This window comes from Niallia circulans, assembly GCF_003726095.1.
In the GTDB taxonomy this organism is placed as follows: domain Bacteria; phylum Bacillota; class Bacilli; order Bacillales; family Cytobacillaceae; genus Niallia; species Niallia circulans_A.
Genome location: NZ_CP026031.1, coordinates 1,096,386 through 1,111,010 on the forward strand (window position 1 = coordinate 1,096,386; position 14,625 = coordinate 1,111,010).

Annotated in this window: 18 protein-coding genes and 2 pseudogenes; 13 read left to right on the plus strand and 7 right to left on the minus strand. The window is 31.5% G+C overall.

Features of this window, described 5'->3' with window-relative positions:
- Window positions 1-313 precede the first annotated feature (313 nt).
- A complete protein-coding gene (locus tag C2I06_RS05135; protein WP_123257596.1) occupies window positions 314-529 on the minus strand; it encodes a hypothetical protein in 216 nt (71 codons plus the stop codon).
- Between the two features lie 332 nt (window positions 530-861).
- Between C2I06_RS05135 and C2I06_RS05140 the strand changes: the two genes are divergently transcribed.
- Window positions 862-1,089 carry a hypothetical protein gene (locus C2I06_RS05140; protein ID WP_123257597.1) on the plus strand — a complete coding sequence of 76 codons (228 nt, stop codon included), beginning with the start codon at window positions 862-864 and terminating at the stop codon, window positions 1,087-1,089.
- Between the two features lie 137 nt (window positions 1,090-1,226).
- Here C2I06_RS05140 and C2I06_RS05145 read toward each other — a convergent pair whose 3' ends face one another.
- Entirely contained in the window at window positions 1,227-2,117 is an 891-nt protein-coding gene (locus C2I06_RS05145; protein WP_123257598.1) for a sugar nucleotide-binding protein, read from the minus strand.
- A 99-nt stretch (window positions 2,118-2,216) separates the two neighbouring features.
- On the opposite strand from C2I06_RS05145, the gene C2I06_RS05150 reads away from it, so the two are divergent.
- From C2I06_RS05150 to C2I06_RS05185, 8 genes and pseudogenes are all read left to right on the plus strand, one after another.
- A complete protein-coding gene (locus C2I06_RS05150) occupies window positions 2,217-3,059 on the plus strand; it encodes a nucleotidyltransferase (RefSeq protein ID WP_123257599.1) in 843 nt (280 codons plus the stop codon).
- A 364-nt stretch (window positions 3,060-3,423) separates the two neighbouring features.
- On the plus strand, window positions 3,424-3,933 hold the full coding sequence (locus C2I06_RS05155; RefSeq protein WP_095328436.1) for a GNAT family N-acetyltransferase: 510 nt from the start codon (window positions 3,424-3,426) through the stop codon (window positions 3,931-3,933).
- A gap of 415 nt (window positions 3,934-4,348) precedes the next feature.
- Window positions 4,349-4,864, plus strand: a complete 516-nt coding sequence (locus C2I06_RS05160; protein WP_123257600.1) for a hypothetical protein — start codon at window positions 4,349-4,351, stop codon at window positions 4,862-4,864.
- Entirely contained in the window at window positions 4,861-5,556 is a 696-nt protein-coding gene (locus C2I06_RS05165) for a sensor histidine kinase (protein ID WP_123257601.1), read from the plus strand. Before C2I06_RS05160 ends, C2I06_RS05165 begins: the two co-directional genes overlap by 4 nt.
- A gap of 273 nt (window positions 5,557-5,829) precedes the next feature.
- Window positions 5,830-6,051, plus strand: a pseudogene (locus C2I06_RS25455) (DUF6176 family protein).
- A gap of 214 nt (window positions 6,052-6,265) precedes the next feature.
- Window positions 6,266-7,423, plus strand: a complete 1,158-nt coding sequence (gene spoIIP, locus C2I06_RS05175; protein ID WP_123257602.1) for a stage II sporulation protein P — start codon at window positions 6,266-6,268, stop codon at window positions 7,421-7,423.
- 301 nt (window positions 7,424-7,724) lie between these two features.
- Entirely contained in the window at window positions 7,725-8,327 is a 603-nt protein-coding gene (locus C2I06_RS05180) for a hypothetical protein (protein ID WP_123257603.1), read from the plus strand.
- Between the two features lie 177 nt (window positions 8,328-8,504).
- Entirely contained in the window at window positions 8,505-9,440 is a 936-nt protein-coding gene (locus tag C2I06_RS05185; protein ID WP_123257604.1) for a DUF2268 domain-containing putative Zn-dependent protease, read from the plus strand.
- Window positions 9,441-9,536: 96 nt separating this feature from the next.
- Here C2I06_RS05185 and C2I06_RS05190 read toward each other — a convergent pair whose 3' ends face one another.
- Window positions 9,537-9,869 (minus strand): DUF3139 domain-containing protein, encoded by a 333-nt coding sequence (locus tag C2I06_RS05190; protein ID WP_123257605.1) that lies wholly within the window; start codon window positions 9,867-9,869, stop codon window positions 9,537-9,539.
- A gap of 43 nt (window positions 9,870-9,912) precedes the next feature.
- Window positions 9,913-10,311 carry a hypothetical protein gene (locus C2I06_RS05195; protein ID WP_123257606.1) on the minus strand — a complete coding sequence of 133 codons (399 nt, stop codon included), beginning with the start codon at window positions 10,309-10,311 and terminating at the stop codon, window positions 9,913-9,915.
- 135 nt (window positions 10,312-10,446) lie between these two features.
- Here C2I06_RS05195 and C2I06_RS05200 point away from each other — a divergent pair, with 135 nt between their 5' ends.
- From C2I06_RS05200 to C2I06_RS05210, 3 genes are all read left to right on the plus strand, one after another.
- Complete coding sequence (locus C2I06_RS05200; protein ID WP_095328444.1) at window positions 10,447-11,109, plus strand: HAD family hydrolase; 663 nt, start codon at window positions 10,447-10,449, stop codon at window positions 11,107-11,109.
- A gap of 83 nt (window positions 11,110-11,192) precedes the next feature.
- Window positions 11,193-11,402: a hypothetical protein gene (locus C2I06_RS05205; RefSeq protein WP_095328445.1), complete on the plus strand. Its 210-nt coding sequence runs from the start codon at window positions 11,193-11,195 to the stop codon at window positions 11,400-11,402.
- Window positions 11,403-11,471: 69 nt separating this feature from the next.
- Entirely contained in the window at window positions 11,472-12,041 is a 570-nt protein-coding gene (locus C2I06_RS05210; RefSeq protein ID WP_095328446.1) for an HAD hydrolase-like protein, read from the plus strand.
- 31 nt (window positions 12,042-12,072) lie between these two features.
- Here the strand turns inward: C2I06_RS05210 and C2I06_RS05215 are convergent, their stop codons facing one another.
- The 3 genes and pseudogenes from C2I06_RS05215 to C2I06_RS05225 form a co-directional block, all read right to left on the minus strand.
- A complete protein-coding gene (locus C2I06_RS05215; RefSeq protein WP_123257607.1) occupies window positions 12,073-12,651 on the minus strand; it encodes a hypothetical protein in 579 nt (192 codons plus the stop codon).
- Window positions 12,652-12,688: 37 nt separating this feature from the next.
- Window positions 12,689-13,063, minus strand: a complete 375-nt coding sequence (locus C2I06_RS26010) for a UPF0715 family protein (RefSeq protein WP_123257608.1) — start codon at window positions 13,061-13,063, stop codon at window positions 12,689-12,691.
- Window positions 13,054-13,907: pseudogene (locus C2I06_RS05225) on the minus strand (alpha/beta fold hydrolase). Before C2I06_RS05225 ends, C2I06_RS26010 begins: the two are co-directional and overlap by 10 nt.
- A gap of 427 nt (window positions 13,908-14,334) precedes the next feature.
- Here C2I06_RS05225 and C2I06_RS05235 point away from each other — a divergent pair.
- Window positions 14,335-14,625 carry a hypothetical protein gene (locus C2I06_RS05235; protein WP_095328450.1) on the plus strand — a complete coding sequence of 97 codons (291 nt, stop codon included), beginning with the start codon at window positions 14,335-14,337 and terminating at the stop codon, window positions 14,623-14,625.

Below are 14,625 nucleotides of genomic sequence, written 5' to 3' on the forward strand. Positions count from 1 at the left end.
TGAAACTTAAGAAACCTTTAAATTACTGCTAGCGACCTAACTGGATGATGATTGATAATATTCTAGTAGAAAAATTAATGGAGTTTATTAGCAAAGTGAAGATAAGGAATAGGGAGAATGGCTAATCTATAATTATTCTTTGTAATCCGCATTATCAACCAAATGCTTCTTATAGGAGACGACATCATAATAACCAGTTATATTTTTCCTCCCCGGGATACGAATGACCATTCGAATGAAATTATAAGGAGGATTATGGGCTCCTTCAAACCCAACTACATGTAATGTGACATCATACGAATCTTCATGTTCGTTAAAAGTAATCGACTCCTTTTTTTTCATTCATATAAAGCTGGTTATCGCCATGCTTCTCCATGATTTCAAGTATGGTTGGACTGAGAAATCTTAAAAAAGCAGACTCTGTTAATGCAGAGTTTACCTTTGGAGGAATGCCTTCTGATATGGTGGTTACATCTACCACAGGATGTAAAGATGTGAAAAGAAGTAATAATAAAAAAGGGGTTCTCATAATAAAAATTTTCTCCTATAAATATTGTATTATGATTAGCTTTTGTTATTATTTTGGAAATATACAGTTGGAAAAAGAGGGTAAGGAGCATTTACCCAATTCTATCGAGCTGATGTAATTTTCATATAAAGGGAAATAGTGTTATATGCATAACAATCTTATAAAAAATAATTCTTCTTTTTCTCTAAATGCATATTTTGAACAACCATTGTCTTAAATGTATAATTGCTATTTTTTTCATTTATAGCTTTAGTTGAAATACAATAGAACCTTTCGAACTGGTAATATGCAATATCATACATTTGAAATTAAAATATTTAGGAGGCAGCCTATTGAATGTCTATTGGTTCGGTCAACTTTTCTGGTTATTAACTGGTGGCGCCTTCTTATTCTTCCTAATAGGATTACGGTGTCGATCTTGGAAAATTGTTTTAATTAGTGGAATTCTCTTTTTTGTGCCTGCCCTTTATTTTTTAGGAGCGAATAATTGGTTTCGATTATTAGTGATTGTACCGTTAATTTCATTTTGGTTTGCATTTAGGATAAAAAAGAGCATGTAGCCTTGTTATAATGGAAGGGAATTATTTTCCTTTTCAATCACAAAATCATTGTTCTTTTTCCCACGATTCTTTTCCTTGTAATTTTATAATTGTGAGCATGATATTTATATTCTCTTCTGTATTGGGGATTTTTCTATTTATTTCCATCGTGATTCATAATTATTTGTTTCTATGATCTTTTTTATACCGCCTGGCTCATCAACATTGCGAAAGTTAGTTCTAAGTAAGCTAGTGGCTTTTTTAGTATTTAAAGAAGTATCAAAAGCATGAAAAGGTTTTTCGTACTTGTTAATGGAAAAGGGCAGAAGATTTGTAGTTGCAAATCCAAGTTGCAATAATCTTTTGCCATAAAAAGAATAATAGCTTTCCTTTTGTATTGGACCAAAGTGTAAAATTCCTGTTAAATTCATATTGATGATTTCGATTATTGCGTTTGATAAATCATCAATATGAACAAAAGTTTTGAATGTGTTGGCAGGGGCATGCGCATATCCATGTATTTTAATTTCATGAACGAGTCGTTTTGTTCTAGCTTCAATCTCTTGATTAGCATCTTTGCCATAAATAGGACCTGTCCGAATAATTAGATGGTTTGTGTGATTTGTAAGGAGTAAATCTTCCCCAATGTGTTTGGCATTTATATATGTAGATAATGGTGCTCCACTAGGTAGAAATCCTGGTAGATCTGTTTCAGAATAGTTACCTTTGCCGTCCACAAAAACTGCATCTGTTGACAAATATATTAATTTTGTTTTTGGAGAAATGACAGTTAATATATTGTGGAGGCCAATTTCAATAAGCTGCTTCTCATTTTCTCCATCCATCAAAGACCAAATAACAACATCAGGATTAATATGGTTCATTAGTTGGGTTACTTGATGTTTGTTATTCGTGTCCAGTTGTAAAATATGTGAATGGGCATTTGCAAAACGAGAAGTCCCGTAAACGGAAAAATCAGGTATGGATGAGGCAAGTGCAAATAAGGAAGATCCTAAAAATCCAGTAGATCCTAATATGATAATTTTCATAAGCAATACTCCTAGTTCATGAGTTTAGAAAAATCTGTTAATATGATAGTATCATAATTTAATTGGAAGAATCATGAATTTTTTTAAAAGGAGAGATTATTGATAGAAATTAAAAATATTGGGCGTATTTGTCGGACAGATTCAAGAGGCAATATCATAAATGATTCGACTATAAATGCCATAAAGCCAGAATTTAAATGTATTATAGAAGCGGCGGTAGCAACATATGTATCTCATTTAGGAGAACATTTACATAGTGTGTATATTAGAGGTTCTATTCCTCGTGGGTTAGGAATAGATAATGTATCAGATTTGGATACAATAGCTATTACCAATAAAAATATTGATTCCATTGACTTAAATTGGGTTGATAGAGCAGAAGAAGTCTTAAATGAAAACTTTAAAGCAGTTGATGGTGTTGAACTTAGTTTTTATTTTATTGAAGATATTTTAGAGACTACTAACTTTTCGATAATACCATTTATGATAAAAACTCATAGTATTTGTGTTTATGGAGAAGATATAAGGGATTTTTTACCTAACTATAAAGCAGACAAAACACTTGCCAATGAACATCTTGTCAATTTAAAAAGTCAAATTCAACAGGCAAAAGAAGAACTTTCTGGGAACGAAGATGTTGAAGATGTAGTGGATTGCTGCAGGTGGATTATGAAAATTATAATTAGGGCAGGACTAGCCTTGGTTTTAGTGGAAGAAAACAAATACACAAGGGATTTGTACCCAGCATATAAACTATTTTCTGAACACTTTCCAAGCAAACAATCTGAAATGAAACAAGCACTGGAGTATGCGGTTAACCCAATAACTAATTCAGAAGTAATCATAAACTTTTTAAATGTAATGGGAGACTGGATGATAAGTATCACGGAAAAATGGCTGCAAACTCATAATCCTATAATGGAGAGAAATATGAAAATATAAAAAGCGAGATAGGCATAGTGAGTTGCAGATTCGGGGATAAATAAACGCTATTGGATATTTTTTTATTCATAAGGTATACTGCCAAAAGAGAATTATATGCAAAAGATTATCATTCAAAATTATAACGAATTAAATATTAAATATCTAGTTGCGTCCTTCCCTTCATTATTTACCTTTAGAAAGATACATCATATAGAGAAATCTAGAAAAGAGATTTATAATCTGATAGTGCATCTTGACCAAGAAAATGATGATAAGAAATTATAGAGTAGTAGAGGCGATTATTGAAGATCTAGAGGATATAATATATAGATTTCTGACCTTTGAGATAATGGATTTAACATAAAAAATAGGGGGTGAGATTATGATTAAAGTTAGAAAAGCGGAACCGAAAGATGTCGAAGGAATTGCAAAGGTATGCAGGGATGGCTACTGGGGAACATATGAAGATCTCAGTTCAAAAGAATATATTACTAGAATTATTTCAACGTTTTATAATCGGGAAAGAATTCACAAGGAAGTTACGGAAACAAGTAGAGAATGGGGAGGCTATTTTGTTGCCATTGATAATGATGAAGTAGTCGGTGCCATTGGTGGTGGCATGATAAATGATACCGCTAGCGAAGTGTTTGTTTTATACATCAATCCGGATAGGCGGAATGAAGGCATTGGTACAAAATTATTAGATGTTCTCACAAAACAGCAGAAGGAAGAGTTCGCTGCAAGTGAGCAATGGGTGTCAGTAGCGAAAGGTAATCAAAAAGGAATCCCATTCTATGAAGCGAAAGGATTTATTTTTAAGAAGGAACAAGATACATACGGCAATGTAGAAGGAGAGAGTTACACTTCCTTGCGATATTGTCGAGTAATTTAAAAGCAGAAAGAAATTAACTATAAATGTACACATTTTTCTATATGTATTCAAGTAGACCATCTAATTTGATTTCTTAGGTGGTCTTTTGAATTCTTTTAAACGGAAACAATGATCGAATAATGCTAATAAATGAATTATGGCGATTTTTAAATAAATGATGATCACAGCAATAATATAGAATTATCAAAAAGGAATAGTCAGATTAGACTACAAAAAGTTGGAACAATAAGGTAAAATAGACTTTTACATAGTAGTGAGGATAAAAAGCTTACCTATTAGACCCTTCTTATGACAAGTAATTGAACGGCTTAGTGAATAAAGATTACAAATTGTATACTATAAAAACTTCAGTTATGATTATGATGTACCATTTTTAAATAACCTACGATTTAATATAAATGTGAGGACTGTTTTAATGATAGACAATGAATTTTTACCTAGTATAAAGCTTTATCGTATGATTATTGGCTTATTCATCATATTAATGAGCGCAGGGATAGTGATAGTTTACATAGAGGATAATCGAATTATTTCGATGTCTTTAATCTTGCAATTTTTATTCGTTGTAAGTATTTCTATTCTACTAGTCATTTTTCCCAAAAAAGATACATTAAATTTTAGAGCAACGATTATATTTTTGATGTCTGCCTATTTTTTCTTTATGTATTTACGGTTTCCTGACAGATTTGCTTTGATATTGCTGATTTGTTTTATACCAGTTATTCCTGTCTTGTTTTTACATATTAGATTATTTTATATCACATTGTTAGGGAATATTACTATTATGTTATGCGTAATTATTTATTTGATGATGAATAAATCCCCTGGCATACATAGTTATAGCTATTTGGATTTTATAGGAGTTATCACTAATTTCTTGGGGACACAGCTTTTGCTGCTGTTTCTTTTCCTGCTCTTTCAAAAAGAATGAAAGATCAAGAGCTATATTATGTTCAAGTTAAGCAAGCTGAAAAGCTGAGGACAACAGGGCAGCTTGCGGCAGCTGTTGCACATGAAATTCGTAATCCTATTACGGTAGTAAAAGGATTTATCCAGCTTCATGAAAAGGATAAGGAAATACCAGAACATATAAAAAAACAATATAAGCTAATGTTAGATGAGCTAGAAGCAGCCGAAACGGTTATTACTGATTTTTTATCATTAGCAAAACCAAGCGAAACGAAGACGGAGATTATTTCAGTCAAACTAGCTCTGCATACTGTGATGGACTTACTGAATTCATATGCAATGAATGATACGATACATATTGAATTAGAAAGTGAAACGGACTATAAGATTCAATGTAATATCATGGAATTTAAACAATTATTCGTAAATTTATTGAAAAATGCGATTGAAGCCTCCCAGCCTGGTGATACAATTCATGTAAAATTAATAGGAGAATTAGACATATTAAAAATTGTGATTATCGATAAGGGTACAGGAATGAACGAAGAACAATTAGAGCAGATTGGAACACCTTTCTATTCTTTAAAAGCGAAAGGAACAGGGCTTGGATTAATGATTTGCTATAATATTATCGAAAAGTATGATGGAACCATTCATTTTAAGAGTAAGGAAGGAAACGGAACAGAAGTTACTGTTACTTTTCCTATTGTATAGAAATAATACCTGATTTAATTATTCATTTTTAGTACATCACTAAGTATTCTATTAGGAAGCCATTAATCATTGTTGAAATGCGATGATTAATGGCTTTTGTTTTTATGAAGTAAATAACTAAGCTCAAAAAGAAAGTTATCTAAATAAGGTAAAACTTAGAATTTATTAGGAAATTAGTATTATTATTTTTCTAAATATTAATAGTAAAACAATCAATCACAGTGTCTCCTATTCAAAACATTAGGATGGTTATTAAGATTTCTTTCGCTAAAAATAGAAAAAATGTTTCTCGAAACTATTTTTAGAGAAACTCTAAATGGAGAAGAATATCTCTACTGGTATTCTATCCAAGGGGAAGGTGAACAAGAAGTAGAACAATCAGAGCATTTGATTGATAAATAGCATATTGAGTTTTGGAATGAACGTATAGATGATATGTCTAAGCCGGTTGATATAAAGACAGAAGTTGTTATGATTTCTCATAAGGTGAAATAGAGTATGAAGTAAAAGTTTAAGATCTCCTATTGGAGGTTTTTTTGTTTATATATTGGTATAAAAATACTGATTTAGAGAACAAATCGCTACTGTTTATCTTGGATAGCATAGTATTGTGAGTAAAACCTTAAAGATTGTATATATCTATTCAATAGATGAATAGAATAACTTCCGTTACAAAAACATACATATATACTTGAAAGGGGGATGGAAGATGAAAATATCCAAGTCTCATAGCTTAATATATTACATAAATATTAGTATTATGGGGATTATTGTAATGTTTGTCTGTATAGCAGTTACTACAACATCAGTTTTCTCATTGAAATTAACTTCAAATAATATGATGGATTTATTAAAGCCAGTTAACTCCACTGAATTATTTTCTGGATTTTTTCATATCTCGAATCATTCATTTCCCCCCTCTAATGCTAGTGAGCATACAGTTTCAACTCTTTTTTTACAACTATCAGCTAATGTGCGACTTGATGATATAAGGACTTTGCTTGGTCGCGAACTACCTACATTGGCGAACTTTCATACAGAAATTGTCGTGGCTGAGGAAGGGACAACTCTTGCTAATCTACCATTTGAATCAACTCCCTCAAAGGATATGCTAGAAAATCCATTAGTGGTCGATGAAGAAAAAGTTAAGGAAGAAGAGCAGAAGGAACAGCCAAACAAAGATGAAAATAAAAAGGTAGCTGGGAAACCAAAGAATAAGACAATATTTATTTACAATTCACATAATTATGAGGCATATCGCCCATTGTTAAAAGACACTGCTAACAACCCCAATGTTATAAGTGCGGATGAAAGAGCCAATGTGGTTGGAGTAAGTGCAAAGTTGACTAAATTACTCGAGCAAGAAGGAATCGGTGTTGAATTAGATAAAACAAACATTAATCAATTAATATTGGATCGAAAGTGGAATTATACTTATTCCTATACTGTATCAAAAGAAGTAGTTGAAACGGCCCTAAGCAATAACAACAAACTTGGATATTTAATAGATATACACCGCGATGCAGCAGGAAAAAAGCATACAACAGCATCTATAAATGATAAAAGGTACGCCAAACTCTACTTTGTAATAGGCAAAGAACATAAAAACTACGAAGAAAACCAAAAATTTGCAGTTAAGATCCATAAGGAATTAACTAGGAAGTATCCTGGTATATCTAGAGGAGTTTTCTTAAAAGGAGCCGATACGGGGAATGGGGTTTACAATCAAAATTTTTCTAAAAGAGCATTATTGTTAGAAGTAGGGGGAGTGGATAATAATAATGAAGAAATAAACCGCAGTATTGAGGCGTTTGCAGAGATTTATAGCAGGTTGTACTGGGAAGAGAATAAAGCAACGCAACAATAATAACATGATAGCTAGGAAAATTTTAAAAATTTCCTAGCTTTTTTAGTTTTATTATCTGTTAAAATTTGTCTATGTAAGCGGGCGTTTTAAATTATTTTACTGAAATTAGTGAGGATTTAGATGGAAGGAGAAAAGTTTTGATAAAAGGTAAGATAATACGGTTATTTATTTGCTCACAAAAAAATAAAAAAGAATGAAAGACTAATAAAATTTACACTTTAAGTGATTTGTTATCCAATTTAAAATATTTCGTATAATGTGTTATATTGGAAATGAAAACGTGAGTATAGGAGAGTACAAAATGACACTTGAATCGTATGGTAACTATTATGATAAACGTGTGGAGTCAATTGATGAAAAAATATGTGAATTAATAAGTCAAAGAAAAATAATATCAAGTGATCCTGGAGATCCAACTTCGCAGCATATAGCTATTTGGTCTAAAAAATATAATTTGAATGGGGAGTTTTTAAATGATGTTTTTAGCCATTTACTAAGAGAGGATATATATAAACCAATAGAAGTACCTAAAGGATTTCTGAAAAATAAACCAGTTTTAAAATCGTATGAAGATAATAATGTTTTCTATTCAGTACCATTTATTCGTCAATATGAAAATGCCAGCGTGGTTCACTTGAATATTGATAAGGACGTCTCCGAAGAGAAGCCTGGAGATATGCACCATTTTATATTTATAGAACTTTCCATCAATGGCACCAATATTGTTTACGACTGTCGAAACGATCATGGTGGAGCTTCCGGTGGGCATATATCATTCGAATTCATTGTAACACCGCCCTTGCCTGATAATATGTCAAACATTATATTAATATTTAAGGAATACAATGAGCCTCTCAAAAGAAAGCCAACTGGTCTTGAATTCGAGTTTACTTTGGACAAATAGTTCTACTATTATATAAGTATCTAACTGTATTGGTAACATATTCTTTCTAAGATGAATAGAGGAGGATTTTAAAAATTTTCTTCTATTTTCATATAAAGAATTATTAGAATGTTCGGGAACTTTTATGTAATTAGAACGTGCAAATAATGAAAAATCTATGGGAGGTAAGGGATAACTTTGCGGGGAATCAAATACTATCTTTTGATATTTACAATATTCTTCTTATCATCATGTCAACAAAATGAGGTAGTAGAACAAGAAGAAAAGGTAAAAGAAGGACTTACATACTCATTCCAACATTCTGAAACTGGTCAAGCGTACAATATAATTCACGTATATAAACTATATGAGAACTTCGAGAAAAGGATGAAAAAAGATGTAAATATGTCAGAAAGTCAGGTGTTTGAAGAGGAAGTAATTAATCCTATTTATGAGGCATGTTATCAGGATGCAGAGTATTTCACAGAGACTGTTAAAGCACCAGAAAATAGAGAAGAAGTTAATAATATCATTCAAACAATGGATGTGAAGGCTATAAATTCAGCCATTGAGGAAAGTTTAATAAAATCTTCTAATTATATACCATCAAATCAAAAAACGAATATATGTATTTATCCTACAGAGGCAACTAAGAGTACAACTTTAATGTTTACAGAGGGAGCAGGAAAAATCAGTGTATTATACAATGAATTTTTTAATGAGGAAACTCTTAAAGCAGGAATTGCTCACGAATATCATCATAGTGTGTGGACGGAAAAGTACTTTAATAATTCTCACTCTCATACCGTATTGGATAACTTAATTCTTGAAGGAAAAGCAGTAATGTTTGAAAAGCTTGTATATCCAGATATTACTCTAACTACTGTTAATTACAATTTTAATAAGGATGATTGGAATCAAATTGAACCAGATTTATTCCAAGAAGATCCCTACAGGGCAGCAGAAATAATATCGGGCGGGAATGGACTGCCTTATAATTATGGTTACAATGTCGGTTATCAAATGATGAGATCCTATTTAGATTTACATCCAGATTTCACACCCCAAGAATGGACAGCTCTTGGCGCAAGAGAAATTTATGAAGAAGGAAAATACAACGAACATTATCAATAATAGAAGTTACATATCGAACTAATCCCTTTTACTCTAATACAAAACATTCTCCAGCAAAACAGTGTAGGAGATGGGAAAATTTGTATTTTAACTAATTTATTTGTTAAAATCAAGGTGTTTATATAAATGTTCCTCCTCTTCATTAGGATTGGGGGAAGCTTGTCTAATTTCCTTATCAACTCGTATATATTCATATTTTTGGTCCGGTTCATCTCTAAAAGTCACAAACGTGGTAAAGTGATAGCTTGCTTTTGTCAAGGTAGTATCAATTTCTAGTATGTCATCTTCTTGATATTTTTCTAAAAGATATGCATATACGTCATTTTTTAATGAATGTTTTTGATAGTTGATATATCCTAATATAGCAAAAGGACATAGTATGATTAGCCAAGTCACGGTAGTAAAGATAATAAGCGCTTTTTTCTTCAAATGTTTGCTCCTCCTTTAATAAGACTTACCGACAATTAAAAAGTCAATAAACATTGTTTATGATACGATCTTTTTCTTGCCTAAATCGCCTTATGGATTCATCTATAAGAAAGAACATAATAGATATACTTAAGGAGTAGATAGTGAAAATCCAAAGAAAAAAGAAAGGTAGAAAACCAAAGAAAACATATAATATAAAGCTGAATGCAAGCCTGCCTTGAGGAAGTTTGCTTGTTATTTTCTCTATTAAGATGGAGATCGGAAGCCCATATAGAAGTAAACCTAAGCTGAAAAAAAGAGTATAGCTTATAAGATCTTCTTTTAAATCAACATCTTGAATAACCGGTTGAGTAAAAAATGAGTCTAGTGGAAGAAAAACAGTAAATACAAAAGTGGATAAAAATAAAGTCAGAATAACTGATACTACTTTTCTTTTAAGCATGTTGTCTTCCTCCAATTCTCTTCACTTTCTTTATTTTAACAAATAATGTAATTAAAAAGGAGAATCGTTTAAAAAAAATGAATTTAGAAACAGAGAAAAAATTTTAACATTAGGGAGAGGGATCGACAATTAACCATGATTAAAGCGATTATATTTGATTTAGATGGTACCTTATTGAATAGAGATGCATCAATAGAAATGTTTGTGGATTGTCAATATGATAGATTGAATATAGAGCTTGGCCATATTCCCAAAGATACATATACCAAGAGATTTATTGAATTGGATCAACGCGGCTATGTTTGGAAGGATAAGGTATATCAACAATTAGCAGCTGAATTCGAGCTTAAGGAGATAACATGGGAAGAGCTCTTACAAGATTATCTTAGCCAATTTAAAAATCACTGCATGGCTTTTCCCAATCTTAAGAAGATGTTGGAGGGATTAAAAAGCCAGAATCTTCTTTTAGGAATGATAACCAATGGGTTTGGACAATTTCAAATGGATAATATGAAGTCTTTGCAGATTGAAAAATATTTTGATGTCATATTGGTTTCCGAATGGGAAGGAATAAAAAAGCCGGATCCTAGGATATTTAATAAAGCTTTAAACATACTGAATGTGCAGCCAAATGAAGCTATATTTGTCGGAGACCATCCAGAAAATGATGTGCTTGCTGCGAAAAAAGTAGGGATGAAAGGGATTTGGAAGAAGGATTTGCATTGGAGAAATGCCGAAGCAGATTATATTGTAGATGATTTAGGAGAATTGCCTTTCATTATAGAAAAGTTAATGTAAAAATAGAACGATGCTAAATGGAATGATATTTTAAGTCGAGAAGCGTATAAAAGAAAGGATTTGAAAAAGGAGTGGAATAAGGGATGAAGCGAGATAAAGAAGAGAAATTACAAAAACAGAAAATGGTCCAAGAACTATATAGAGAAAGAGTAAAACAGAAAAGTAAAGATAAAAACGACAACCGAATTGGAAAATTAATTGTAAACCTTTGCATTGTGGTGTTTTTTGTATGTACGATAATGGCAATCTTGTTTGACTGGGGAGTAAAAGTGCCACAGTTTTTCGGGATTTAGAGCCCAAAATAAAACAAATATACTGGTGCTCTATAATCTTTTAAGAGTAAATAAAATGTGAGGGGCTATATGAACCATATTGGAATAGATTTTGATGATACACTTGTTGATATGAGAAAATCGATTGTAAAACTTTTAAATAAAATACATAACAAAAATTGGGATTACGAAGAAATGGTAGAGTACGGAGTTTCGGATTTATATGGATATTCCTTTGAAGCATTTGTAGATTTTTTTACAATCAACCAAAAGGAACTGCATTCAGCTAAACCATATCCATTTTTAATTGATGTACTTAGTGAACTAAGCAAAACTTCAAAACTATCAATCATGACGGGGAGGCCTAAAGCGTGGATGAATTCAGCGGAACTTTGGATAGTTAAAAATAAGTTGCCCATAGATGATATAGTATGCGCTTCAGAATATATAAATGGTAAGCCTGAATGTGCTTTCATTCATAATGTTACTCTATTTATTGAAGACAACCCTACCCATGCACTATCTATTGCAAATAGTGGAATAGATGTATTGCTACTTGATAAGCCATACAATCAAATGTGTAAGCACGAACGAATAACGAAAGTGAAGGACTGGGAACAAGTAGGTAGGTTGTTATTAAGTTATGGCTTCTATAAATGAAAAATAACTTTGAATCCATTATAGAAGCTAATTAATCTACACAAATCTTAATTCGAGCAACGGCCTCTTTATAATGAAGTATACAATCATTTATTGATAATACAGCGAAATAGGAAAAAGAGGTTAAATCTTCTATTATAGAATTATCATAAATAAAGTTAATATGTAATGGTTTTTTGGGGATGATTTTTTCTTCTAATAGTATAGTTGAAATATCATGATAGATATGCTCTATTGTTTCGCCCATAGCTCTTTCAATGGAAAATCCACCTGCTAGACTAGTCCACCAAGTGAAAAAGGAATCATATATTTGATCAAAAGCAGTTAGATTATCGACATTAACATCACACAATTCATGATAAAATAAGTGTTTTTCATTATAGAAAATATCCTGGTCAATATCTCTATTCTCAGAAATACTTTTCGTTACCTTAGTCCATAAGTCGCGATACTGTAATAAAAAATCCTTTCGAAACTCGCAAGTTGTTAGCGGATAGGGGAATTTCCAATTATCCTTATTATCATTTTGGTTGAGAAAGATATTTTGAACATAAACCAAAAAATTTAATGAATAAGAAGCTTCTGCTATTATTTGTAATGAGTTTTTCATACGTTTCCTCCTAATTTCTCACAGCAGATTTCAATATTTATTCCGCTTTTTTCTGAAGTAACAGAGAATCAACTTTCCAAAAAAGAGATGCACACAAAATAAAAGATGGAAGAATGGAAAGGATCTTCCATATCAAAAACATGGCAACAATCCATGTGACAACACCAGAAAAAACATTATAGATCGCGAGGTAGAAAATGCTAAATTTCTTTGGTCTTTGATTTAGCAAAATTTGCAGCGGCGACGCAATAACCAGATAAAAGCAAAAGAAAATAAAACTAAATATTAGTATTCCCAACAAACTAAAATAAGAGGAATTAATAAGGTAAATCGTACTAATGCAAATAGCGGTTATCAGAGAAGTAAGCAATGAGTGAGCGATCATATCAATATCTATCTTCTTTAATTGCATGAAATTTCCCCCATAAATGCATCTATTTCATCCTTAAATCGTGAAGCTTCTTCTAGAAACGGATAATGATTGCTTTGATTAAATATCAATAATTTTGAATGAGGAATGCACTCATTCATTTCAAGCGAATAGGAAAGAGGGCATTGAACATCGAATTTTCCACAAATGATTAATGTTGGAGTTGAAATCAATTTAAGCTTCCTAGTAACATCAAAAAGTTGCACTTCCCGGCTAAAATAGTTCAGTCTAATCGAGGATATTTTCTTTTGAATAGGAAGGGAAAAATACTCTTCGTAGTTTTCAGGAGTATATAAGGATAACTTTGTTCGTTCTTTCGTAATTCTCATCTTTTCTGTAATTGTTAAATCAGATCGTTTTAGCTTTTCTATCAAATCTTGCATTTTCTTAAAAGATGGGTGTTTATCATTGTATATACAGTCAGGAGAAAATGTCATATATTCTCTTGCAGCAGCTCCTACTAAAACAAGTTTGTTCAAACTGTTAGAGTAATATATCCCATAAATAACTCCTAGAATACCCCAGTGGAATGTCCTGCCAAGTTCCATTTTTTAAATCCTAATGCTTCCCGTATTGCTTCTAAGTCGAAGATAGACTCTAGTAACCCTAGTTCATATGGTTGAGTAGCCTTATCGGAGCTACCAGCTTCTCTGAGATTAATTAGAAATACTTTATGCGTATCGACAAAGGATTCTGCAAAATAATCTCCTGTCTCATTAAATTCTGCATAATGGTGGGTTATACAAAGAGGTTCACCTTGCCCTTTAATAAAAATTTCAAATTTTCCCCTAGAGGTATTTAATAACTTTCTAGTCCATTTCTTCATATATACTCCCTTCAAATGCAATAAGGTAATCTCTTGTTATGTATGAGGATGTAAAAGGTTTACTTATTAATCTGCTAATTTTATTAACTCAGCATCATGCCGGATATTTGTTGAAAGCACTACATAGTTGTTACCATATTTTAGCATTTGGGAGAGAAGTTATAAACAGTTTTCGTAAGACAATCGAAAAATTATATCCTGCAGGTAATATGATAGGATAAAAAACGAAACATTTATTAAGCTCAATCTTCAAGACATTTTTTACTTCATAGTTATTACAGCACCAAGAGGAATCCTTCTAGGGGCGATTAATTCCATCACTTTTTAAAGGCTCTATATCTTATTTAATTTGCATAATATTTTATTACCATATATTGGTCTTTTTTCAACAAGTATTTTATAATCTATTAATAAAGGAGGGGAAAACTTGAATCAAAAAAATAAGAAAGAATTTATATCCATTATTTTAACATTATTCTTATTCTTAGCCTCAATTGCAGTTTTTCTTTTTGTAAGGGGGTCTAATTTAACTCTGTGGATACCAATATCCTTATATTTATTAATAGACTTAGGCCTACTAGTTTCACTTATTATAGGTGTACAATCTAAAAATAAAAACATAAAAATTTTTAGTATTTTATCTAATATTATTTTGTTGATTCCAATAACCATTTGGACATATTTTTTGTTGCTGGCAAATGGAATTTCAGAAAAATAA